The 22,147-nt window shown below is 51.3% G+C and carries 21 protein-coding genes and 2 pseudogenes; 16 read left to right on the top strand and 7 right to left on the bottom strand.

Going from position 1 to position 22,147, the window contains the following annotated elements; translation table 11 throughout:
• The first annotated feature begins 921 nt into the window (after positions 1-921).
• The 5 genes from MPHASIOC01_RS20135 to MPHASIOC01_RS20115 all read left to right on the top strand — a co-directional run bounded on the left by MPHASIOC01_RS20135 (position 922) and on the right by MPHASIOC01_RS20115 (position 6,380).
• Positions 922-2,976 carry a bifunctional diguanylate cyclase/phosphodiesterase gene (locus MPHASIOC01_RS20135; protein WP_353613143.1) on the top strand — a complete coding sequence of 685 codons (2,055 nt, stop codon included), beginning with the start codon at positions 922-924 and terminating at the stop codon, positions 2,974-2,976.
• Between the two features lie 39 nt (positions 2,977-3,015).
• Positions 3,016-3,561, top strand: a complete 546-nt coding sequence (locus MPHASIOC01_RS20130; protein ID WP_353613142.1) for a GNAT family N-acetyltransferase — start codon at positions 3,016-3,018, stop codon at positions 3,559-3,561.
• Between the two features lie 601 nt (positions 3,562-4,162).
• A complete protein-coding gene (locus tag MPHASIOC01_RS20125) occupies positions 4,163-4,828 on the top strand; it encodes a hypothetical protein (RefSeq protein ID WP_353613141.1) in 666 nt (221 codons plus the stop codon).
• 317 nt (positions 4,829-5,145) lie between these two features.
• Positions 5,146-5,901 (top strand): winged helix-turn-helix domain-containing protein, encoded by a 756-nt coding sequence (locus MPHASIOC01_RS20120; RefSeq protein WP_353613140.1) that lies wholly within the window; start codon positions 5,146-5,148, stop codon positions 5,899-5,901.
• Positions 5,898-6,380 carry a FidL-like protein gene (locus tag MPHASIOC01_RS20115; protein ID WP_064599520.1) on the top strand — a complete coding sequence of 161 codons (483 nt, stop codon included), beginning with the start codon at positions 5,898-5,900 and terminating at the stop codon, positions 6,378-6,380. The genes MPHASIOC01_RS20120 and MPHASIOC01_RS20115 overlap by 4 nt, the downstream gene beginning before the upstream one ends.
• Before the next feature lie 62 nt (positions 6,381-6,442).
• Here the strand turns inward: MPHASIOC01_RS20115 and flhA are convergent, their stop codons facing one another.
• From flhA to hypA, 6 genes are all read right to left on the bottom strand, one after another.
• The gene (gene flhA, locus MPHASIOC01_RS20110) at positions 6,443-8,530 is read right to left on the bottom strand and encodes a formate hydrogenlyase transcriptional activator FlhA (protein WP_353613139.1); all 2,088 of its coding nucleotides are present in this window, start codon (positions 8,528-8,530) and stop codon (positions 6,443-6,445) included.
• Positions 8,531-8,640: 110 nt separating this feature from the next.
• On the bottom strand, positions 8,641-9,651 hold the full coding sequence (gene hypE, locus MPHASIOC01_RS20105; RefSeq protein ID WP_353613138.1) for a hydrogenase expression/formation protein HypE: 1,011 nt from the start codon (positions 9,649-9,651) through the stop codon (positions 8,641-8,643).
• Positions 9,648-10,769, bottom strand: coding sequence for a hydrogenase formation protein HypD (gene hypD, locus MPHASIOC01_RS20100; protein WP_353613137.1), 1,122 nt, complete (start codon positions 10,767-10,769; stop codon positions 9,648-9,650). Before hypD ends, hypE begins: the two co-directional genes overlap by 4 nt.
• Before the next feature lies 1 nt (position 10,770).
• Positions 10,771-11,046, bottom strand: coding sequence for a HypC/HybG/HupF family hydrogenase formation chaperone (locus MPHASIOC01_RS20095; protein ID WP_064599528.1), 276 nt, complete (start codon positions 11,044-11,046; stop codon positions 10,771-10,773).
• Positions 11,037-11,921 carry a hydrogenase nickel incorporation protein HypB gene (hypB, locus tag MPHASIOC01_RS20090; RefSeq protein WP_064599530.1) on the bottom strand — a complete coding sequence of 295 codons (885 nt, stop codon included), beginning with the start codon at positions 11,919-11,921 and terminating at the stop codon, positions 11,037-11,039. The genes MPHASIOC01_RS20095 and hypB overlap by 10 nt, the downstream gene beginning before the upstream one ends.
• A gap of 9 nt (positions 11,922-11,930) precedes the next feature.
• The gene (gene hypA / locus MPHASIOC01_RS20085) at positions 11,931-12,275 is read right to left on the bottom strand and encodes a hydrogenase maturation nickel metallochaperone HypA (RefSeq protein WP_064599532.1); all 345 of its coding nucleotides are present in this window, start codon (positions 12,273-12,275) and stop codon (positions 11,931-11,933) included.
• 226 nt (positions 12,276-12,501) lie between these two features.
• On the opposite strand from hypA, the gene hycA reads away from it, so the two are divergent.
• The 3 genes and pseudogenes from hycA to MPHASIOC01_RS20070 all read left to right on the top strand — a co-directional run.
• Positions 12,502-12,969, top strand: coding sequence for a formate hydrogenlyase regulator HycA (hycA, locus tag MPHASIOC01_RS20080; RefSeq protein ID WP_353613136.1), 468 nt, complete (start codon positions 12,502-12,504; stop codon positions 12,967-12,969).
• 86 nt (positions 12,970-13,055) lie between these two features.
• Entirely contained in the window at positions 13,056-13,664 is a 609-nt protein-coding gene (locus tag MPHASIOC01_RS20075) for a 4Fe-4S dicluster domain-containing protein (RefSeq protein ID WP_064599537.1), read from the top strand.
• Positions 13,661-14,860 (top strand): annotated as a pseudogene (locus MPHASIOC01_RS20070) (proton-conducting transporter membrane subunit); the annotation flags it as partial. The gene MPHASIOC01_RS20075 and the pseudogene MPHASIOC01_RS20070, both read left to right, overlap by 4 nt.
• Before the next feature lie 53 nt (positions 14,861-14,913).
• On the opposite strand, the gene MPHASIOC01_RS20065 reads toward MPHASIOC01_RS20070, so the two are convergent.
• Positions 14,914-15,837, bottom strand: a complete 924-nt coding sequence (locus MPHASIOC01_RS20065; protein WP_353613135.1) for an IS5-like element ISSpu11 family transposase — start codon at positions 15,835-15,837, stop codon at positions 14,914-14,916.
• 79 nt (positions 15,838-15,916) lie between these two features.
• On the opposite strand from MPHASIOC01_RS20065, the pseudogene MPHASIOC01_RS20060 reads away from it, so the two are divergent.
• From MPHASIOC01_RS20060 to hydN, 8 genes and pseudogenes are all read left to right on the top strand, one after another.
• Positions 15,917-16,558 (top strand): annotated as a pseudogene (locus MPHASIOC01_RS20060) (formate hydrogenlyase subunit 3); the annotation flags it as partial.
• Positions 16,559-16,560: 2 nt separating this feature from the next.
• Positions 16,561-17,487, top strand: a complete 927-nt coding sequence (locus tag MPHASIOC01_RS20055; protein WP_064599540.1) for a respiratory chain complex I subunit 1 family protein — start codon at positions 16,561-16,563, stop codon at positions 17,485-17,487.
• A 17-nt stretch (positions 17,488-17,504) separates the two neighbouring features.
• Entirely contained in the window at positions 17,505-19,214 is a 1,710-nt protein-coding gene (locus MPHASIOC01_RS20050) for an NADH-quinone oxidoreductase subunit C (protein ID WP_064599541.1), read from the top strand.
• Between the two features lie 41 nt (positions 19,215-19,255).
• Complete coding sequence (locus MPHASIOC01_RS20045) at positions 19,256-19,798, top strand: formate hydrogenlyase complex iron-sulfur subunit (protein WP_036109678.1); 543 nt, start codon at positions 19,256-19,258, stop codon at positions 19,796-19,798.
• A complete protein-coding gene (locus MPHASIOC01_RS20040) occupies positions 19,798-20,562 on the top strand; it encodes an NADH-quinone oxidoreductase subunit B family protein (RefSeq protein WP_064599542.1) in 765 nt (254 codons plus the stop codon). Before MPHASIOC01_RS20045 ends, MPHASIOC01_RS20040 begins: the two co-directional genes overlap by 1 nt.
• Positions 20,562-20,972, top strand: coding sequence for a formate hydrogenlyase maturation HycH family protein (locus tag MPHASIOC01_RS20035; protein WP_353613134.1), 411 nt, complete (start codon positions 20,562-20,564; stop codon positions 20,970-20,972). Before MPHASIOC01_RS20040 ends, MPHASIOC01_RS20035 begins: the two co-directional genes overlap by 1 nt.
• Complete coding sequence (hycI, locus tag MPHASIOC01_RS20030; RefSeq protein WP_353613133.1) at positions 20,965-21,432, top strand: hydrogenase maturation peptidase HycI; 468 nt, start codon at positions 20,965-20,967, stop codon at positions 21,430-21,432. The genes MPHASIOC01_RS20035 and hycI overlap by 8 nt, the downstream gene beginning before the upstream one ends.
• Before the next feature lie 161 nt (positions 21,433-21,593).
• Positions 21,594-22,139: an electron transport protein HydN gene (gene hydN, locus MPHASIOC01_RS20025; protein WP_064599549.1), complete on the top strand. Its 546-nt coding sequence runs from the start codon at positions 21,594-21,596 to the stop codon at positions 22,137-22,139.
• The last annotated feature ends 8 nt before the right edge of the window (positions 22,140-22,147 follow it).

The following is a 22,147-nucleotide window of genomic DNA, read 5'->3' as shown; positions in this document are numbered from 1 at the left end:
ACAGCATAAACAGGGAGAGAAAAATAGCTGGCTTATTCTAACGCAAATTGTTTTCTATCAATGCATTACATGAGTATGATGCCGAATACCATGGGCAGGTTTCCCTGCGCAAATAAGCCAGCCTGCTTGCTATGTAAAATAAAATCAAGATAACCAGACGTATAATTACGCCCTATGTGACAGATTATACCGTTATAGTTTGAGGGCAATAGCTAAATTAGATGATATTTTTGCCCTTATTTATGTGATGAAGAGTCTTTTATATGTCAATAAAGTGATATTTTAAGGTTAATAAATGAGAGCTTTATCACTGTAAATTGCTTATGTATTGAAATTAAGTTCGCTTTTAGCAGGCAGTATGGTTCCATACATCATCTTTGCCTGAACCAGAGCGCTCAGCACCCCAGGCACCAATAAAGCAAAATGCACACTACCCAACAACAAAACAAGTGAACATCTGTCCCTGGCCTGGCAGACTCTCTTGTGTATCGGCGGGTAGATATGCTTTGTTTTATCTCTGCCGGTAGCGGATGTTTGCCTGATAACCTGTGGGCATGCTCACATGAGGCGAGTGATTTCGGTATTTTTGGAGAACTGACTGTAAAAATATCTCGGCGAGTGGTGAAAGGTTGGGATGCTTATTTTTCATATAGGATATTTCTTATCCGTTGGGGGGTTTTTAGTGTATTACGTTTAGTTGATGTAACTATGTGAAGTAACGCAATTAAAACCAGAAAATAAATGGGGTTTTGCCTGGCGTTATTTTTGTTGATTAGATATGAGGCTTTTAGCCACAATAGCTGTGCTAATTTCTGGCCATAGGCAAGCACGTATTCCCGGTCCGGCGGTGCGCTGTTTTTACTCTGGTATGTTTACCCGGCTTAATATGAGCCCTGGACTGTGTTTATCCGAGATGTTTGTATGATGGTTGTCCACTATAATCCTGTTCTTGTGGCTATTTCTTTCCTGGTTGCTGTCGTTGCTTCTTACACTGCTCTGGATATGGCGGGCAGAGTCATGGAAGTAAAAAACCGGGCAGCCTGTTGGTGGCTGGCTGGCGGTGGAACAGCAATGGGAATTGGTATATGGGCTATGCATTTTATTGGCATGCTGGCGATGGTTATGCCGGTTAAGCTTGCTTACAACCTGCCGCTGACACTACTTTCTTTACTGATGGGCATTGCGGCATCGCTCTTTGCTTTGCGCATGGTGTGCCACGCTGTGTTGCCACTACGCCGGTTAATCACGGGCAGTATCTCCATGGGGAGTGGCATTGCTGCCATGCACTACACCGGCATGATGGCTGTTGAGATTTCCCCCGCCATCACCTGGGACCCATACTGGGTTGCGGCCTCTTTTATGGTCGCTTTTATCGCCGCAGGCTGTGCCCTGTATTTAACTTTCCATTTGCGCCAGCGCCGCCGGTCTGTTCATGCGTACCGGGTTATTGCCGCCTGTATTATGGGAGGGGGCATTGCCGGGATGCATTATACCGGAATGATGGCGGCCTGTTTCCCGGCGCATGCTCATGGTGCCCATGGGCTTAACCGTAACTGGATGGCTCTGCTGGTTACCCTGGTCAGCCTGACAATTCTGGGTATTGCCCTGCTGACTTCAGTGCTGGATGCGCGCCTGCATACTAAAACCAGCGAACTGGTTAATTTGTTAGCCCGTGCGAATGCGGAACTGGAGAAGCGTGCGCATTACGACTGGTTAACCGGGCTACCTAACCGGGGCTGGCTGGAACAACAACTGGCTGCCGCACTGGATGAAGCGCGCAGTGAAAACAGGCGTTTTGCGTTGATGTTCCTTGATTTGGATGATTTTAAGCAGGTTAACGACCGCTTAGGTCACCAGGCCGGGGATCTCTTGCTGGTGGATGTCGTGGCAAGAATGAAGCGAGTGCTGATGGACCGTGGCATTCTTGCCCGGCTTGGTGGCGATGAGTTTGTGCTTTTCATGCCAGTAACACGGGCAATGGATGCCGCAACGCTCGCCAAACAATTGGTGGACAATGTGGCTACGCCTTATAGTGTCGCGCAGCAATCTGCACGGGTGAGTTTGAGCGTGGGTATTGCCCTTTATCCGGAAGATGGGCGCGATGTGCGTGAGTTAATGTTTAATGCCGACACCGCCATGTATTACACCAAGCAGCATGGGCGTAATAACTTTCATTTTTACCAGGCTGGCATGGGCGAAAGCCAAATCCAGGAAAACCAGCTGGTTTCGGCAATGCATCAGGCACTCAGAGATCAGGAGTTTTGCCTCTATTACCAACCTAAATTTAGTGCTCCCACTGGCGCTATTATTGGTTTTGAAGCATTAATTCGCTGGCAACACCCGGAAAAAGGCCTGCTGGCACCAGACAGCTTTCTGCCTTGCGCGGAGAAGTACGGCCTGATCATTGCTGTGGGAAACTGGGTGCTGGATGAGGCCTGCCGCCAGTTAGCACAATGGCACGCGCAAGGCGCCACTCACTGGTCGGTGGCCGTGAATTTATCTGCCCTGCAACTGGCACAGCCTGGGCTGGTAGCGCAAGTGCTGGCCTGCCTCGAAAAATACCAACTACCACCGGATGTGTTGACACTTGAGATAACGGAAACCTCCGCCATCAATAACCCGCAAGAAAGCGCTTCCCGCCTTGCACAGTTGAAGGCGCGCGGTGTGAAAATCTCTATTGATGATTTCGGAACCGGCTATGCGAATTTGCTCTACCTGAAAGCCCTGCCAGCCAGTGAACTGAAAATTGATCGTGCTTTTATTATAGATACTGACCCAGGCTCGCAAAACACGGCAATTGTTGCTTTGATAATTGATCTTGCCCGCTCACTTAAACTCAATGTAGTGGCAGAAGGCGTAGAGACCGAGGCCCAAAAGGACTTTTTTACCGGGCTGGGGTGTGATGTACTGCAAGGATATTTATTAGGGAAACCGCTACCGGCGCAATCAGTCATTCCTTTTTTCTGGGAGCGGTAATCACACCAGACATCACATACTGTGATTATTGGAGTTTGCATGGTGCCTTATCTGGAAACACAACGTTTGCTGTTACGCCCTCTTAACCTGAGTGATGCCCCACAGATACAGGCGACTTTCCCGCGTTGGGAGATTGTCCGTTATCTGGTGGCAACGGTTCCCTGGCCATATCCGGCTGATGGCGCGCAAAAATTCCTCTCGGGAGTTGCGCTACCTGCAATAGAAGAGCAACGAGCCTGGATATGGTCGTTACGTTTAAAAACGGCACCAGATACGTTGATTGGTATTATCGGTCTTTATGACCAGAAAGATAACCACCGTGGTTTTTGGCTGGCTCCTGAATATCAATATCAGGGGTTGATGGCGGAAGCATGCGAGTGTGTCAATACATACTGGTTCAGGGAACTTAACCGCCCGGTATTGCGGGTTGAAAAGGCTGAGCTCAATACGCGTTCAGCGGTTATTTCTGAAGCCCAGCATATGCGCAAGATAAAATCGTTCAATAGAAATTATGTCTGTGGCACGCTTGAAACAGCATTATGGGAATTAACCCGTGAAGAGTGGCTGTTTTACCACCCACAGTAACTAACAGATTTAGCCTGCCTGTTATATTTCGCATGCAATGGGTGTTAATAAGAAAATTAATACCTGCAAGCGAACTTCCGATTCACTGGCAGTGAAATGGTTCCTTTCTGCTGCCGATGTCTAAATGCCATGGCCAGTATTCATATTGCAAAAGATCCAGGATGTTCATAATGTTGGTGAGATGTTTTGTATTTAATGTTTTTGGTTGCTGTATTGTTAAAATCAAACATTAAAATGCATTAAAAATGCTACATGCATCACATAAATAACTCTTTTAAGATTTATTCCGTGCGCTATTTTTTCGGAATTTTCTATTTTGTGGTTCGTTTGTATTAAGTTTTTAAGGTGTTTTATTCTGTTTTATTTATATTAATTGGTTTTAAACAATTAAAATTCTCAATTTAAAGGTGTTTAATTTTACATTTAGCCGTGTGAGTGGTTTTATATGCCTGAGTGATATCACATGTCCTTCTGCCAGTGTGGGGAAGAAAAGTAAAAGTAAACGCTTCAGAGCGCAAAGCCTGGTTCCTGAATAGTGTGCATGACTGAAGCCCGTTTATTGTCTGCGTTATTAACAAGACTAAGACTTAAAGGGTCTATTATGAACAATCAAATTCATATTGATGGTGAAAACTATTTTATTACACTGGCTATAAAAAAAGTGCTGGATGATGTTGTCAGAAAGAGCCGGTTAAATATCGCTCACCTCCGTATGGTTGTTGTGGTTGATGCCACACCATTTCTGGAACTACAGCGCTTCCAAAAATTGGATCTTGAAGACTGGGATCTGATTTTTTGTTCAAACTATTTTTATAATATTGTTAGTGAGTTTTCCCCAGAGCGGTTAAATCAATTTGTTTGTGTCGATAATAATATCACTCAGTTACGTAATGATTTGGTGGTACAGCTCAAAGAGATACACCAAAAAACGAGTAACCTGAATTTGGAAGATGAGCAAAACCCACAGAAGCCATTGTTTACTCCTTGTGAACAGACATTTATTAATGACTATTTTTCTTGCATGCGCGCAAAACAAATTGCCCGGATCACAGGTAATAATGTGAAGTCTGTTTCGAATAAGAAACGCAATATCATGAATAAAATTCACTGCACGAAGAACAGTGATTTTTATATCACTTTGTATTTCCTTAATATGCTGCATAAAGTTGAACTGGAATTGCACGAACCGCAAAGCAAAGCGCGCACCACCGTTGCATGGCAACGGGTTTCCGGGCAGAAGGCGACGGTATTTCAGTATGCGCACTAGTGATGAGTTAAGGGGGCTTTGCTGAAATTAGCCCCCGGCCTGGGGAACCAGTGACTGCAGCGTTTGGTCACCATGCCGGGAAAACCGGTAGTGTTGCTGGCCTGGAGTGGTATAAAAGGAGTGGTATAAAAATAGTCAAACTATGTCGCTGTATAACCGCATGGTTGTACAACGGCATAGTTGCAGAACTATGCTATGCTTTGCCCATCCTGGTGACAGGAAGCACACGGACACTAAAGGCGGCCTTAACCTTATCCCATATGAATTATCTTATCGCTAATACTGTCATTTATGACACGGAAAATGGCGTCATCCAGATGCAAGATGCGCAACATCAGGATGAAGCAAAAACACTGACTCCTACCGCTAATCGTATTCTTGCTTTATTACTGTCTGCTCCGGGGGAGGTTTTTAAACGTGAAGACATTCTCGATAAGGTTTGGGAGTCTCAGGGGCATGCTGGTTCAAACAGTTCCCTTAATCAGTACATCAGTATTTTGCGCAAGACACTGTCTGCGTGGATAGATGACGATGACATTATTATTTCCGTGCCGCGTGTTGGCTTCTACTTTAATTCCGCCATTTCGGTAGTCCCCTGGGTGCAAGCCGCAGACGAACAACCTGACGGAGCCACCAACGAAATGCAACCAGGCGTAACCCCTTCCCACCCTTCTGAGCGTTTGCCGCTTATTCCCCTGGTCGTAAATTTAGTCCTGATTGCGGCTATTTTGCTGGTGAGTACCCTGGCGGTAAAAAATTACCGGGAAGTGCATGTCTCACCACTGTACAGCAAGGTTTACCCGCAAGGGAAACTGGGGTTATGCCAGTTGAACGCCTGGCAGAAGTTATCTCCGGAGATGAGAAAAAACACGCTGGAAATCCTTAATATTGCGGCTCCAGAACTGAAAGAAAAATGCCTCAGTGAACCGGCTGTGGTTTATTTCCAGATTCAAAATCAGGTTTATTTAGGCCGGGCAGGGCGCATATTTATTGCTACCTGCTCACAGGAAAAAGGGCTGAACAACCTGCTGTATTGCGACAGCACCTATAAATATAACTGGAGACGGAAATGATGGTGTCGCGGATTCTGGCAGGGGTGCTGGTGGTGGCAATGTGCGCACTGGCGGTTGTTAAAATCACCAGTACGGCAGACCCGGTACAACTCAATTGCGAAGCCAGCCTGCATTATGAGGACGCAGCTTCCGCTGTGCCGCTTGCTTACGACGGCACTATTACCTTTCATGCCTCCGGGAAAAAGACCGGGCAGTTCATGTTATCGGGTAACGTTCGCTACCAGAATCAGCTCTATTCATTGTCCCGCATGGCTTTGTTCGACTACGACAATATTGAGCTGAACCAGTACCGCTTAAAAGTGACCAGCATGGAGCGCATGGGGCATGATGACCTGCCTGATGATATTTTCCCACTGGTGTTTAAGCGCCTGAGCCTTGGCAATTCGCTGGTGTTGTATATTAATCCGGTGAATGCCCAGTCGCTGGTTATCGGTAATGTGGTGTCGCCAATTGCACTCTGTATGCACCAGGCAAAATAACGCCGGGTTCACTGTGCCTGACTGTGCGGCACCGGGGTGACGCGCCCGGCGCCTGCCGTTATTTACTCAATCATTTCTTTGGTTATCCCCAGCCGCTTCATCCGGGAAAGCAGTGTGGTGCGTTTGATACCCAGGCGTTGTGCGGCGCCTCGCGGCCCGGCGACCACCCCATTAGTTTCTTTCAGAACGCGCAGAATTTGCTGGCTTTCATCTTCACCCTGTAAGGGGATGTCGGTATCCTCCGGCGGTTCAAAACTGGCCCGGTCATTCCGCGTAACCTGCTCTGGTAAAGAGAGTTGCAGCACACTGCCGTGGGTCAGTAATACAGCACGTTCAATCACATTTTCCAGTTCACGCACGTTACCTGGCCAGTCCATACGGCTTAGGGTACGCAGTGTCTCCGCCGGAATACTGTCAATGCTGCGCCCCATACGGCGCGCTATCTTGAAGGTAAAGGCTTTAACCAGTAATGGAATATCTTCACGGCGTTCACGCAGAGGAGGTAACTGGATGGGGAAAACATTCAGCCGGTAGTAGAGGTCGCTGCGAAACTCCCGGTCGGCGACCATCTGTTTCAAATCCCGGTTAGTTGCGGCTATCAGCCTGACATCAGCGTTGATAATTTTATTACTGCCCAGGCGCTCAAACTCTTTTTCTTGTAATACGCGCAATAACTTGGGCTGCAATTCCAGTGGCATATCGCCCACTTCGTCTAAAAAGAGCGAGCTTTTATCTGCCAGTTCAAAACGGCCAATACGCTGGGTGCTGGCACCGGTAAAGGCGCCACGTTCATGGCCGAACAGGTCACTTTCCAGTAAACCAGCCGGCATGGCAGCACAGTTGATTTTTACCATGCGCCGGTTATTGCGCCCACTCAGGTTATGGATGGCGCGGGCAATCAGTTCCTTGCCAGTACCGGTTTCCCCAAGGATAAGCACGGTACTGTCGCTTTGCGCGACCATTTCCACCTGTTTCATAACCGATGACATGACATCACTGCGGCCAATAATTTCACCAAACTCACTGGACACATTATTAATTTGTTCGGTCAGCGCCAGGTTTTCATCCACCAGTTTTTCTTTCAGCCGGTGAATTTCCTGGTAAGCCAGCGCATTATCTACCGCAATCGCAATACGCTCGGCAATCTGGCGTAATAACTTGATATTACTGGCAGTAAATACCTTCTCTTCGCACTGCGCCAGTTTCAGTACACCAACAATATTTTGCCCAAACATCAGTGGCAACAGACACAGTGTCTGGATCTGATTGCCCCACATTTCAAACAGCATACGTTCATAAGGCGCGTGTTCATCGCGCTGGTTCAGGTTAACCAGCAGCATTTCGCGGCTTTTAAACACCCGTTCAGATAAGGTGCCAGCTTCATCCACTTCACTTTGGTCATGCACCGGGGCGGCTTTGTCCACATAATGAGCAGACCAAATGCTGACTTTGCCTTTACGTGAGTTGCGCAGCACCACACTGATGGAATCAATATTAAAGTAGTGATGGATCTCTTTTGCCGCTTCACTGACCAGTTCATCGAGATGCAGTTTTGATAAGACGGCATTAGTAATGGCAACCAGAATGCGGAAATCGTCCCTTTCCCGGCACAATATCTGGTATTCGTAACTGGATGTCAGGCGATGCTGAATTTGCTCCGCGGCCACACCGGCCACCTGGGTAAAGATTTGCAGGCGGGCAAACTCTTTCTCACTCCAGTTCTCCGGGTTCTGGCGAATAAATTCGCAGCCACCGAAAATATGGCCTTCGGCTGCGAGGGGTAACAGGCCGTAGTGCCCAAAAGCGCGATACAACGGCATTTGCGCCAGTTGCGGCCAGGTGTCTTTAAATTCTTCGTACTGGCAGTGCAGTGCTTCCGGGCGTGACAATATCCGGCGCAGCGGGCCGTTTGCCAGCGCAGTTTCATCTTCATATTCCAGTTGCGAGCCTTTGCCATCGGTGCCATAAAAACTGGCACGTTGATGATGGGACTGCCACAGCAGAATATTCGCCTGGTCTGCCAGCCCGGCCTGGCGAACCAGGCGGGTAAGTGCTTCAGAAAGCGCGCATAAATCAGCCTGTTGCAATAAAGTCCGGGTGATATCGAACAGCCCCTGCTGCCCGAGATCGCTCATCGGTGTATATGACATAGTGCCCATCCAGTCAGGCGCGCCTGATGGCGCACCTTGTTATTATTTTCATGTGAGACTTTAGTACATCTTAACGAATGGCAAAAAAGAAACGCCAAAAACGCATGCCATCAACAAATGCGCGGTAATGGCTCCGCGTGAGGAAGGTCCAGGGTGCGTTTTACCCCGTATAAACCGGTCACCCGCACACCTTTGCGTTCGACTACCTCGCCAATCATGGCCGCTTCTGCACCCAGGGGGTGCGCACGAAGTTGTGCCAGCACACCTTCGGCTTTGTCGCGAGCCACAACCATAACCAGTTTCCCTTCATTGGCAAAATTCAGTGCATCCAGCCCCAGTAATTCACACACACCGCGCACCGCCGGGTGTAAAGGCAGGCTGGCTTCATTGATTTCCATACCACAGGCACTGACTGCCGCATACTCATGCAGAACGGCGTTAACACCACCGCGTGTGGCATCGCGCATGGCTTTAATGCCTTCCAGACCAGTCACTGACTGAATCAGTGGGGTTAACACGGCACAGTCGCTGCGTAACTCGCCATCCAGCCCAAGGGATTCACGCAGATTAAGAATGGTTGCGCCATGGTCGCCCAGTGTGCCACTGACCAGGATAATATCGCCCGGCGCAACCTGGTTTGCGCCCCAGTTCAGGTGACAGGGCACAGCGCCGATACCGGCGGTATTGATAAACAGCTTATCTGCGGCACCGCGCGGCACCACTTTGGTATCCCCGGTGACCACGGCAATACCGGCATCCCGGGCTGTTTTGGCCATACTGGTGACAACCTGTTCCAGGGTGTCATAAGCCAGGCCTTCTTCGAGAATGAACCCGCAGGAAATCCAGCGTGGAATTGCGCCACTGACGGAAACATCATTGGCGGTACCACAAATAGCCAGTTTGCCAATATCCCCACCGGGAAAGAACAGGGGGTCGATGACGTAGCTGTCAGTGGAAAATGCCAGGTGGTCGCCGCTTTTGGTTAATACATCCAGCGGTAAGCGCGCCTGATCTTCCTGGGTTGCCAGCCAGGGGTTGTCGAAGGCGCGCATAAACAGCCGGGCGATAAGTTGCTGCATTGCCTGCCCACCACTGCCGTGGGCGAGGGTAACGGTTTTCATGCCACTGGTTCCTCTGCTCGATATTGATACCAGGCAGCACAGGCACCTTCTGAAGACACCATCAGCGCGCCAAATGCGCTTTGTGGGTTGCAGGTTTTTCCAAACAATGGGCACTGGTGCGGTTTACACCGGCCGGTAAGCACATCGCCACACCTGGCCCGTGGGTCGTCATTGACTGACTGGCGCACCGGGTTAAAGTGTTGTTCGGCGTCAAAACGCTGGTATTCCGGGGTTAAATGCACTCCGGATGCGTCAATCACGCCCAGACCACGCCACTCACTATCGCCATTCACCACAAACACATCGGCAATTGCCTGTTGTGCCAGCTTGTTGCCTTCATCAGGTACCACGCGGCTGTACTGGTTTTCCACGCATGCGTGATTCGCTATTTTCTGCTCAACCAGCATGGTTACGCCTTGCAGTAGATCAAGGGGTTCGAAACCAGCAACCACTAAAGGGCGATTAAATTGTTGCGAAATGAAACTATAAGCCTGGGTACCGATAACCATACTGACATGACCGGGAGCCAGAAACGCATCTATCTGGTTATCTGGTTGCTCCAGTAATTTTTGCAGCGTGGGGATCAGGGTAATGTGCTGGCAGAAAAAGTAAAAATTATTGATGTTTTTCGCTTTTGCCTGGCGCAGGGTGATAGCAGTAGCTGGCATGGTGGTTTCAAAACCCAGCCCGAAGAACACCACTTTATGGTCCGGGTTTTGCTGAGCCAGTTTCAGCGCATCCATAGGCGAATAGACAATACGGATATCCGCGCCTGCCGTTTTGGCATCCAGCAGAGAACCATTGCGGCCAGGCACACGGATGGCATCGCCAAAAGTACAAAAAATAACTCCGGGACGGCGGGCAATATCAATACAGGTGTCAATGCGCCCCATTGGCAGCACACACACCGGGCAGCCGGGGCCATGAATAAATTCAATATTGGGTGGTAACAACTGATCCAGGCCAAATTTGAAAATGGCGTGGGTGTGGCCGCCACACACTTCCATGATACGCAGTGGATGTTCTGGCGTGGCGCCCAGCAGCGGAGCCCGCTGGGCGAGGTGTACCAGAAGTTTACGGACCTGTTCGGGGTCGCGATACTCATCGACCAGATGCATATTAACGCGCCTCCCCATACAGCAGAGCACCCACATCGGGCTCAACGTCAAACATGTTTTGTAAGGCTTCCAGAGTATCCCGGGCTTCCTGCTCATCGATGACACTCATGGCAAAACCAACATGCACCAGAACCCATTGACCCAGGCGCGGCTGACCCTGTTCATCGTGCTGCCCAACCAGGCTTAAATCAACATCGCGCTGGATACCACAGACATCGACTTTTGCCTGGTTGTCATCCAGCAGGGCACTGATTTGCCCGGGAATGCCTATACACATTGTTGTGCCTCCAGCCAGTTAAGCCAGGTCTCCATGCCGTCGCCTTTGGTGGCGGACAGCGAAATGATTTCAATCGCCGGGTTAACTTCACGGGCGTAAGCAAGGCATTTTTCTACGTCAAAATCCAGGTATGGCAGTAAATCGACTTTATTGAGGATCATCAGCGAGGCGGCGGCGAACATGTGCGGGTATTTCAGTGGTTTGTCTTCACCTTCAGTGACAGACAGCACGGCCACTTTATGGCGTTCACCTAAGTCAAAGCTTGCCGGGCAAACCAGATTACCCACGTTTTCAATAAACAGAATGCCGTGGTTGTTCAGCGGCAGGCGGTGCATGGCATCGTGAATCATTTGCGCATCAAGATGGCAGCCTTTACCGGTGTTCACCTGGATTGCCGGTGTGCCGGTTTCACGGATACGTGCGGCATCGTTGACAGTTTGTTGGTCGCCTTCGATAACCGCACACGGCACGCGTCCTTGCAGGCGTTTTAGGGTTTCTGTCAGCAGGGTTGTTTTACCAGAACCGGGGCTGGAGACCAGGTTGAGCACTAACTGTTGTTGTTTGGCAAACCAGGCGCGGTTCTGGCGAGCCAGTTGGTTGTTTTTGTCCAGAACATCAATTTCAACCTCCAGCATACGGCGCTGGCTTTGGCCTGGCGCATGGCTACCGGCTTCACCGTGCCCATAATGCAGGTCGCCGCCTGTCAGTTCATCTGGCGTGAAGTGTGCGGTTTCCGGCACCAGCCCGGTGATACTCAGTTTATGAGCAACAGCGGCCGACGCCGCGAAAGGCGCACTACGGAAAGGTGAGTGGGGATTATGCTCATCGCCTTCGATATAACGGTTGCCTTCACCGCAACCACAAGTGGTACACATACAGCACTCCTACTCGATTTCCAGGCGCATTATCTGCATACCGTCGTCGGCCACTATCTGGAGCTCATCGCTCTGGCACTGTGGGCAACGGCGCACGCGCTGGGTTAATAACGTGACATATTGCTGGCACTGTGGGCACCAGCACTCAGCCTGTTGTTCTTCTATATGCAGGGCACAACCTTCTGCCAGCGTGCCGCGGCACACCAGTTCGAAACAGAAAGTCAGTGCGCTGGTTTCCACGCAGGAGAACGCGCCAATCTTCAGCCAGACAGCGGTAATACGTTGTGCGTTATTCTGGCGAGCCTGCTGCTCCATTAGTTCGACAGCGCGCTGGCAGAGTGTAATTTCGTGCATAACTGCTCCTCGTGAATCACCCTGCGCACCAAATGCAATAAAAGTGCCATGTTTTATTTTTTGCCAGGTAAAGAAGTGTCGTCAGCGATGACGAAGGTGACGAAAATGACATGTCAAAAGTCAGGTTATTAAGGTGTTTTTAAAATAAAAACATGAAAAACAATGTGTTAAAAATTGGCACGTTATGTGCTTATGGAGGGGACTTCCATTAAAAGAGTAACGCAACATGACCATTTGGGAACTGAGCGAAAAAGCTGAATACATTGCCGACCGGCATCGCCAGCTACAGGATCAGTGGCATACCTACTGCAATACCCTGATTCAGGCCGTCACGTTATCAAAAGCACACCTGTACCACGCCGTGGGATGCAGCCCCGACGAGGACCTCTGCTTTGTGTTATTTGACCACTTCATTGTGCACATTGAGCCAGCTACGGGCTTTAACTGCCACACCATCGAATATACCTTAAGCACCCGTGATGATAACACCCGCCTGCTGATTGGTACGGCTGAACTAAACAATGCCGGGCAGATAGATAACACCGTGAATATCCGCGACCGCCAGCAGGTTCTGGACCACTACCTTGGCAAGATTGGCAGTGTCTACGACAGCCTGTATCAGGCCGTACATGATGATACGCCACTGAATATGAGTGAGCTTAAACAAGAACTGGCCCGCCACGCACTGGCCTGAGCCTTAACCTGTGTCGATATCTGTCGAAATTGACAGTTTGCGGCATGTTTTCGTCAAAAATGACCATCGACCCGAGGACATACCCGGTGAATCGTTTTGTTATCGCCGACTCCAGGCTGTGCATAGGTTGCCATACCTGTGAAGCGGCCTGTTCTGAAACGCATCGTCAGCAGGGGCTGCAATCGCTGCCACGCCTGAAAGTCATGCGCAATAAAAATGAATCCGCGCCGCAGTTATGTCACCACTGTGAAGACGCGCCGTGCGCGACCGTGTGCCCGGTCAACGCGATTAAACGTGTTGATGGCGCAGTGCAGCTCAATGAAAGTTTGTGTGTGAGCTGCAAGCTCTGCGGCATCGCCTGCCCATTTGGCGCTATTGAGTTCTCCGGCAGCCGCCCGCTGGATATTCCCGCCAACGTCAATACACCCAAAGCGCCGCCGGCTCCGCCCGCTCCGGCCAAAGTCAGCAGCATGCTGGACTGGGTGCCAGGTATTCGGGCGGTGGCTGTGAAATGTGATTTATGCCAGTTCGATGAACAGGGCCCGGCCTGTGTACGTACCTGCCCGACCAAAGCACTGCGTGTTGTGGATAACGCTGATCTGGCGCTGGCCAGCAAACGTAAGCGTGCGCTGACAGTGAATGCCAGTCTGGGGGATTTGTCTTTATTCAATACCGGGACGGAGGCGACTAAATGAATGCGTTGTCGTTGATGGACGGCGCGGTGCTCGGTTTTATCATTACCGCAGTACTGGCGCTTGTCTTTGCCTTTTCCCGCACACTGAGTGGCTTACTGGCCGGGGTGTGTGGCGCTGTCAGCAGCCTGATGGCTATCCTGGCGGCGGGTGCCGTGCTGACCGGAGCTGCGCCTCAGGCTGCCAGCCCGTTCAGCTTTATGCATATGACGTTTCAGTTAACCGCATTGAGCAGTATCTGGCTGATTGCGTTGTGTATCCCGTCACTGTTTGTCAGTGTATTCAACATTGCCTGGCACCGGCATACAGATGTCCGTTGCAATGGCTTCTTATTGAATTTGCTGATGGCCGCAGCCGTACTGGCGGTAACCGCCACGAATTTCGCCATGCTGATTGTGATGGCTGAAATTATGGCGTTGTGCGCGGTGTTTCTTACCGGGTGCAGCCAGTCTGGCAAATTGTGGTTCTTGCTGGGCCGCCTGGGTACGGTATTGCTGGCGGTGTGCGCATGGCTTCTCCGGGCGCGTTACGGCACTCTGGATTTTGTCGACTTACAGCCCGCAGTCAGTGCCTTCCCGTTAACACCTGCCATCTGGATCCTCGGCTTGCTGGGTTTTGGCCTGCTGGCTGGCATTATTCCCTTGCATGGTTGGGTACCGCAGGCCCATGCCAATGCTGCTGCGCCAGCAGCGGCGCTGTTCTCGGCTGTGGTGTTGAAAGTGGGCCTGTACGGCATTCTCACTTTGTCTTTACTGGGTAGCCAGTTGCCGCTTTGGTGGGGCGTCGTGGTGCTGTTGCTGGGCATGTTAACCGCCTTTGTTGGCGGGTTGTACGCACTGATGGAGCACAACATTAACCGCCTGCTGGCTTACCACGCGCTGGAAAACATCGGCATTATTTTGCTGGGGCTTGGCGTTGGGCTGATTGGCTGTGCGCTGAATGACACCGTGCTGATTGCCCTTGGGCTGACTGGCGGTTTATATCACCTGATTAACCACAGCCTGTTTAAAACCACCTTATTCCTTGGCGCCGGGGCGGTATGGTTCCGCACGGGCTACCGCGATATTGAGAAACTTGGTGGTCTGGGTAAACGCATGCCGGCGATTTCTCTCGCCATGCTGGTGGGGCTGATGGCGATGGCGGCATTGCCTCCACTGAACGGCTTTGCCGGTGAATGGCTGATTTACCAGTCTTTCTGGCTTTGTTTCCTAAATCGATTCAGCGAACAAAACCCTTCATGATTGTTTAAAAATCAAACTACACGGTAAGTTTCAGGCATGCCTAGCCCTGTGAGCTTGTTCAACGCCTTTATCATCGCGTAAGTTTCTCCTACCTGACCGTTATAATTTCGCAGGCTCAATCTGCCACCTAGTAATTGCTTTACCCTGTACATGGCAGTTTCTGAGATTGACCGCCGATGATAACCATACCGTTTTTTCCACTGTTTATTTGAACCATAAAGCTTTTGCCAACTAACCGCTAAGTTACGCGGATGACCTTGTTCCCAGAGAGCGGCACCTTCCCTCGGTGGAAAGAGTACCAAAGCCCGTTTTCTACGAACGGCATCGTGACAGGCTCTTGTGTCGTAAGCACCATCACCTGAGATATTGCGGATTTTGCGATGGGTTTGCTTGAGCAAATTCGGCATAACTTCAGCGTCAGTGACGCCGGATAAACTCAGTTCCGCAGCAATAATTTCATGGCTATGGGTATCGACAGCGATATGCAGCTTACGCCACACGCGGCGCTTGCCATCTGTGCCATGTTTCTTCACTTTCCACTCACCTTCGCCATAAACCTTCAAGCCTGTCGAGTCGATAGCCAAGTGCTCAATGGTGCCACGCGTCTTGGTTTTAAAAGCAATCTTGACGGTTTTCGCTCGTTTACTGATGCAAGTGTAATGTGGGCACGAAAGCGGAATATCAGCCAGTTTAAACACAGAGTTGATAAAGCCTTGCAACGCTCGTAGTGGCATAGAGAAAACACGTTTAACCATCAGCGCGGTGGTAATGGCTAAGTCGCTAAATACGCGTGGGCGACCTTTCCTTGGTTGCTCGGCCTTGGCTTTCCACTGGGCAATAGCGTCCTCATCGATCCAGAAAGTGAGTGAGCCACGATTGATTAGAGCTTGATTGTATTGCTTCCAGTTGGTGGTTTTATAGCGGGGTTTTGGCATGTTTGATATGTAAGTTGATAGGCTATGCCGATCAGATCAGCGTCTACCGTTTTAGTTCAAACTATTTAGGAAACAAAGCCAGTCTTTCTTCCATTTGAGTAATGCACCGGTGTTTATTGGCCGCTTCTTTGGGCCGCTGATGGCAGTAGGCCTGGCAATCACCGGGGCGCTGGCGGTGATGTGTATGGCGAAAGTGTATGGCGTAACGTTCCTCGGCGCGCCACGCACCGCCGAGGCCGAACAGGCCCGCCATGCACCGGTATTGATGAACCTCAGTGTCATCGGGCTGGCATTGTGCTGCGTGGTGGCTGGTGTGGCGGCGCCCTGGCTGTTGCCATTACTGCAACAGGCTGTGCCATTACCGCTGGTTACCGCCCATACCACTGTTTCTCAACCCATGATGACACTGCTGCTGGTGGCCTGCCCATTCCTGCCTTTCCTGCTGATGTTGTTGCTCAAAGGTGACCGCCTGGCTGCCCGCAGTAAAGGCATGGCCTGGGTATGCGGCTACGACCACGAAAAATCAATGGTGATTACGGCGCATGGTTTTGCCATGCCAGTGAAAGGGGCGTTTGCACCGGTACTGAAACTGCGTACCTGGTTGAACCCGGTGCGTTTATTCCCGGGCTGGCAGAGTGAATGTGTGGCGGGGGTATTCCGTCGCCTGGCCTTAATCGAACTGGCTGTATTGCTGGTTGTTGTCATTACCCGAGGAGTCTGAAGATGAATACTGTGTTACTGGCCTGTATTCAGGCGCTGGTGCTGTTTGCACTGGCTCCCCTGATTACTGGTGTGACGCGCGTTGCCCGTGCCCGGCTGCATAACCGCCGTGGGCCGGGTCTGCTCCAGGAATACCGAGATTTAGTCAAACTGCTGGGCCGCCAGAGCGTAGCACCTGCGGCATCTGGCTGGGTGTTCCGCCTGACACCTTTTGTGATGTGTGGGGTGTTGCTAACAATTGCCACCGCGTTGCCGGTGGTGACAAAGGCTTCTCCCCTTGCACCACTGGGTGACCTGATAACGCTTCTCTACCTGTTTGCCATTGTGCGCTTTTTCTTCGCTATCGCCGGTCTGGATACCGGCAGCCCGTTTACCGGTCTTGGGGCCAGCCGTGAAGCGATGCTCGGGGTGCTGGTTGAACCCATGTTGCTGTTGGGTTTGTGGGTGGCAGCGTTAGTGGCCGGTTCCACTAATGTGGGCAATATCGCATTGATTATTGCGCACTGGCCTGTTTCCCACAGTATTTCATTGGTTCTGGCACTGGTTGCCTGTGGCTTCGCCACATTCATTGAGATGGGCAAACTGCCGTTCGACCTGGCGGAAGCTGAACAGGAACTGCAGGAAGGGCCGCTGTCGGAATACAGCGGTGCCGGGTTTGCCGTCATGAAATGGGCAATCAGCCTGAAGCAACTGGTGGTGCTGCAACTGTTTCTGGGTGTGTTTATCCCCTGGGGGCAAATGACGCAGTTCTCCTGGTCTGGTCTGGCGCTGGCGGTGGTTATCGCGCTGGTCAAACTGGTGGTTGGCGTGCTGGTGATTGCTCTGTTTGAGAACAGCATGGCGCGACTGCGTTTTCTTGCCACCTCCCGGGTTACCTGGGCCGGGTTCGGCTTTGCCTTTTTAGCGTTCGTCTCCTTGTTGGTGGCGTGATTTAAGAGAGTGTATTCATGTCAGAAGAAAAAATCGGCCAGCAGTATATTGCTGCGCTACATCAGGCTTTCCCGGGCGTTATCCTGGAAGCTGCCTGGCAGACCAAAGACCAGATAACGTTAACGGTTAAGGTCGACCGGTTGCCAGAGGTGGTTGAACATCTCTACTACCAACAAGGTGGATGGTTGTCAGTGCTGTTTGGTAATGACGAACGTCAGCTGTGTGGTAACTACGCAGTCTATTATGTTTTGTCGATGGAGCAGGGCGAGCGTTGCTGGATTACAGTCCGTGTTGAAGTGGACCCGGTGAAACTGGAGTACCCGGCGGTAACGCCACGCGTACCGGCTGCGGTGTGGGGTGAGCGCGAAGTGCGCGACATGTATGGTCTGCAACCCGTCGGGTTACCCGATGAACGCCGCCTGGTGCTGCCTGATGACTGGCCGGATGATTTGTACCCACTGCGCAAAGACAGCATGGATTACCGCCAGCGCCCGGCACCAACCACTGATCAGGAAACTTACCCGTTCATTAATGAACTGGGTGACAAGAAAAACAATGTGGTGCCGATTGGCCCATTGCATGTCACCTCTGATGAACCGGGGCATTTCCGCTTGTTTGTTGATGGCGAGAACATCATTGATGCCGACTACCGGTTGTTCTATGTCCACCGTGGTATGGAAAAACTGGCTGAAACTCGCATGGGTTACAACGAAGTGACATTCCTGTCTGACCGGGTGTGCGGTATTTGCGGTTTTGCACACAGCACGGCCTACACCACCTCTGTGGAAAATGCTATGGGGATTCAGGTACCAGAAAGGGCGCAGATGATTCGCGCGATTCTGCTGGAAGTGGAACGCCTGCACAGCCACCTGCTCAACCTCGGGCTGGCCTGCCACTTTGTCGGGTTTGACTCCGGCTTTATGCAGTTCTTCCGGGTACGTGAGCAGTCTATGAAAATGGCTGAAATCCTGACCGGTGCGCGCAAAACCTATGGGCTGAACCTGATTGGCGGTATTCGCCGCGACATGCTCAAAGATGACATGATTCAGACACGTAAGCTGGCTCAGCAGATGCGCCGTGACGTGCAGGATCTGGTCGATATTCTGCTCAGTACGCCAAATATTGAACAGCGTACTGTGGGAATTGGCCGCCTTGACCCGCAAATAGCCCGTGACTTCAGTAACGTGGGCCCAATGGTGCGCGCCAGCGGGCATGCCCGCGATACCCGTGCCGATCACCCGTTTGTCGGTTACGGATTACTGCCGATGGAAGTCCACAGTGAACAGGGCTGCGATGTCATTTCCCGCCTCAAAGTGCGAATTAACGAAGTATTTACCGCACTGAATATGATTGATTTCGGTCTGGATAACCTGCCAGGTGGCCCGCTGATGGTGGAAGGCTTCACATACATTCCCCACCGCTTCGCTTTAGGTTTTGCAGAAGCACCGCGTGGCGATGATATCCACTGGAGTATGACTGGCGACAACCAGAAGCTGTATCGCTGGCGCTGCCGTGCCGCAACTTATGCCAACTGGCCAACTCTGCGTTATATGTTGCGCGGTAATACCGTGTCTGACGCACCGTTGATTATCGGCAGCCTTGACCCGTGCTACTCCTGCACGGACCGTATGACGGTAGTGGATGTGCGTAAACGTAAAAGCAAAGTTGTGCCTTATAAAGAGCTCGAACGTTACAGCATTGAACGCAAAAACTCGCCACTGAAATAACGTCTTTGGCGCCCGCGTCTGGTGGGCGCAGAGGAGTAATGATGTTTACGTTTATCAAAAAAGCGTTGAAAACCGGGGTGGCGACGCAAAGCTACCCGCTCAGCCCGATTGAGGTTGATAAAAATTTCCGGGGTAAGCCGCAACATAACCCTCAGCAATGCATTGGTTGCGCAGCCTGCGTTAATGCCTGCCCGTCTAACGCACTGAGCGTGGAAACAGACCTGGCAACTGACCAGCAAGCCTGGCAGTTTAACCTTGGGCGTTGCATTTTTTGTGGCCGGTGCGAAGAAGTTTGCCCAACTGCGGCGATTAAGCTCTCCCAGGAGTACGAGCTTGCTGTATGGCGTAAAGAGGATTTCCTCCAGCAGGCGCGTTTTGACCTGTGCCATTGCCGGGAATGCGGCAAGCCTTTTGCGGTACAAAAAGAGATTGATTACGCCATTGCTCTGTTAGCCCACGAGGGTGACCCGCGCGCCGAATCCCGCCGGGAAAGTTTTGAAACCTGCCCGGACTGCAAGCGTCAGCAGTGCCTTGCGCCGTCAGACAAAATTGATTTCAGCCGCCAGATGAAGGAGGCCAGCTGATGAGCAACCTGTTAGGGCCACGCGACGCCAACGGGATCCCGGTCCCCATGACAGTGGATGAATCCATTGCGCAGATGAAAGCGTCATTGCTGAAAAAGATTAAACGTTCCGCCTATGTTTACCGGGTGGACTGTGGTGGTTGCAACGGCTGTGAAATTGAAATCTTCGCCACGCTTTCTCCCCTGTTTGACGCTGAACGCTTCGGCATCAAAGTCGTGCCATCTCCACGCCATGCCGACATCCTGTTATTCACTGGCGCGGTCACCCGCGCGATGCGCTCACCGGCGTTGCGTGCCTGGGAATCAGCCCCGGATCCGAAAATTTGTATTTCTTACGGGGCCTGTGGCAACAGCGGCGGCATTTTTCATGACCTGTATTGCGTCTGGGGCGGTACCGACAAAATCGTACCAGTGGATGTTTACATTCCGGGGTGCCCGCCGACACCGGCAGCCACACTGTATGGTTTTGCCATGGCGTTGGGGCTGCTTGAGCAGAAAATCCATGCCCGTTTGCCGGGCGAAGTGGATAACCAGCCTGCCCAGTTATTACACCCGGATATGGTCCAGCCATTGCGTGTGCGTGTTGAGCGTGAAGCACGCCGCCTGGCGGGTTACCGCTATGGCCGCCAGATTGCCAATGATTATCTGCGTATGCTGGCGCAGGGTGAAGAGAAAGTGGGGAGCTGGTTGTCGAGCGAAAATGATCCGCGCCTGAGTGAAATTGTCGGCAATCTGCAAAATCTGGTGGCTGGGGAGCGAGTCTGATGAGTGAAACCGTGGTGTTCAGCCAGTTGAGCCGCAAATTTGTCGATGAAAACGACAATACGCCCGCAGATGCCCAACAAGTGGTGTATTACAGCCTGGCGATTGGCCATCATCTGGGGGTGATTGACTGCCTGAAGGCCGCGTTAACGTGCCCTTATCCGGCTTACCAGGCATGGGTGGCAACACTCGAAACGGGCAGCCAGGCGCGGCGTAAAATGGAAGGTGTGCCGCGTTATGGTGAAATCGTTATCGACAGTACTCATGTCGATATGCTGGCTTACGCGTTTGATAACGCCCGCAGCCAGCAAACGCCGGAGCAACAAAGCTGGAGTGAGCAAATGCTGTCCATGTTGCAGGCTATTCACCAGGAGCCGGCAGTGTACCTGATGGTCAGGAGGCAACATGACTGATGTTCTGTTATGTGTTGGCAACAGCATGATGGGCGATGACGGCGCCGGTCCGTTACTGGCTGAGCGCTTTCGGTCGGCGCCTCAGGGTAACTGGGTACTGATAGATGGCGGTAGCGCCCCGGAAAATGACGTCGTGGCGATTCGGGAATTACGGCCAGACCGCCTGCTGCTGGTTGATGCCACCGAAATGGGGCTCAACCCCGGGGAAATCCGGGTTATCAACCCGGATGATATTGCTGAAATGTTTATGATGACCACCCATAACATGCCACTGAACTATTTGGTTGACCAAATCAAAGAGGATGTGGGCGAGGTGATTTTCCTCGGTATCCAACCCGATATCGTGGGTTTTTATTACCCCATGACCGCACCGGTGATTGCTGCCGTGGATGAAGTTTATGCCAGGCTGGCTGGTTGGGAAGGGCAGGGCGGCTTTGCTTTACTGGAGCCAGACTGCTGATTTTTCGCTGTCATCATGTTGTCAGATGTCATCGTCACTTATGTCGATGACATTTTTTTTGGCAATAATAAAAAATAAAAGTGTTAAATAACAGTATGTTAATAATTGGCATGAAACGTGCTTAATAAGCGCGGAAACCACTATTACTGCTGGAGAAGTAGATGAACCGTTTCATCCTTGCTGATGCGAGCAAATGTATCGGGTGTCGCACATGTGAAGTGGCATGTGTGGTATCTCACCAGGAAAACCAGGATTGCGCTGCGCTGACGCCACAGACTTTTCAACCACGCATTCACGTTATTAAAGGCGTCAATATCTCGACAGCAACCATGTGCCGCCAGTGTGAAGATGCTCCCTGTGCCAATGTTTGCCCGAACGGCGCCATCAGCCGCGATAAAGGTTTTGTTCATGTCATGCAAGAACGCTGCATTGGTTGTAAAACCTGTGTTGTTGCCTGCCCATATGGCGCGATGGATGTCGTTGTGAAACCGGTGGTGCGTAACAGCGGTGCCGGGTTGAATATTCAGGCTGAAAAAGCAGAAGCGCACAAATGTGACCTGTGTTTTCACCGTGAAAATGGCCCTGCCTGTGTTGAAGCCTGCCCGACCAACGCAATTGTTTGTGTCGACAGAAATAAGCTGGAGTCAATGAGTGCGGAAAAACGCCGCCGTGCTGCTCTGGATACCTCCACCTCGCTGATGTTTTAACCTCAGTG

It is taken from the genome of Mangrovibacter phragmitis, assembly GCF_040429585.1.
Classification (GTDB): domain Bacteria; phylum Pseudomonadota; class Gammaproteobacteria; order Enterobacterales; family Enterobacteriaceae; genus Mangrovibacter; species Mangrovibacter phragmitis.
The sequence above is the reverse complement of the archived record's forward strand: the minus strand, read 5'-3'. Positions and strand labels throughout refer to the sequence as shown.

Bases quoted from the DNA above. Each gene is read 5' to 3' on its own strand.
- MPHASIOC01_RS20135 (WP_353613143.1), top strand. From the start codon at position 922: ATGATGGTTGTCCACTATAATCCTGTTCTTGTGGCTATTTCTTTCCTG.
- MPHASIOC01_RS20130 (WP_353613142.1), top strand. From the start codon at position 3,016: ATGGTGCCTTATCTGGAAACACAACGTTTGCTGTTACGCCCTCTTAAC.
- MPHASIOC01_RS20125 (WP_353613141.1), top strand. From the start codon at position 4,163: ATGAACAATCAAATTCATATTGATGGTGAAAACTATTTTATTACACTG.
- MPHASIOC01_RS20120 (WP_353613140.1), top strand. From the start codon at position 5,146: ATGCAAGATGCGCAACATCAGGATGAAGCAAAAACACTGACTCCTACC.
- MPHASIOC01_RS20115 (WP_064599520.1), top strand. From the start codon at position 5,898: ATGATGGTGTCGCGGATTCTGGCAGGGGTGCTGGTGGTGGCAATGTGC.
- flhA (WP_353613139.1), bottom strand. From the start codon at position 8,530: ATGTCATATACACCGATGAGCGATCTCGGGCAGCAGGGGCTGTTCGAT.
- hypE (WP_353613138.1), bottom strand. From the start codon at position 9,651: ATGAAAACCGTTACCCTCGCCCACGGCAGTGGTGGGCAGGCAATGCAG.
- hypD (WP_353613137.1), bottom strand. From the start codon at position 10,769: ATGCATCTGGTCGATGAGTATCGCGACCCCGAACAGGTCCGTAAACTT.
- MPHASIOC01_RS20095 (WP_064599528.1), bottom strand. From the start codon at position 11,046: ATGTGTATAGGCATTCCCGGGCAAATCAGTGCCCTGCTGGATGACAAC.
- hypB (WP_064599530.1), bottom strand. From the start codon at position 11,921: ATGTGTACCACTTGTGGTTGCGGTGAAGGCAACCGTTATATCGAAGGC.
- hypA (WP_064599532.1), bottom strand. From the start codon at position 12,275: ATGCACGAAATTACACTCTGCCAGCGCGCTGTCGAACTAATGGAGCAG.
- hycA (WP_353613136.1), top strand. From the start codon at position 12,502: ATGACCATTTGGGAACTGAGCGAAAAAGCTGAATACATTGCCGACCGG.
- MPHASIOC01_RS20065 (WP_353613135.1), bottom strand. From the start codon at position 15,837: ATGCCAAAACCCCGCTATAAAACCACCAACTGGAAGCAATACAATCAA.
- MPHASIOC01_RS20055 (WP_064599540.1), top strand. From the start codon at position 16,561: ATGAATACTGTGTTACTGGCCTGTATTCAGGCGCTGGTGCTGTTTGCA.
- MPHASIOC01_RS20050 (WP_064599541.1), top strand. From the start codon at position 17,505: ATGTCAGAAGAAAAAATCGGCCAGCAGTATATTGCTGCGCTACATCAG.
- MPHASIOC01_RS20045 (WP_036109678.1), top strand. From the start codon at position 19,256: ATGTTTACGTTTATCAAAAAAGCGTTGAAAACCGGGGTGGCGACGCAA.
- MPHASIOC01_RS20040 (WP_064599542.1), top strand. From the start codon at position 19,798: ATGAGCAACCTGTTAGGGCCACGCGACGCCAACGGGATCCCGGTCCCC.
- MPHASIOC01_RS20035 (WP_353613134.1), top strand. From the start codon at position 20,562: ATGAGTGAAACCGTGGTGTTCAGCCAGTTGAGCCGCAAATTTGTCGAT.
- hycI (WP_353613133.1), top strand. From the start codon at position 20,965: ATGACTGATGTTCTGTTATGTGTTGGCAACAGCATGATGGGCGATGAC.
- hydN (WP_064599549.1), top strand. From the start codon at position 21,594: ATGAACCGTTTCATCCTTGCTGATGCGAGCAAATGTATCGGGTGTCGC.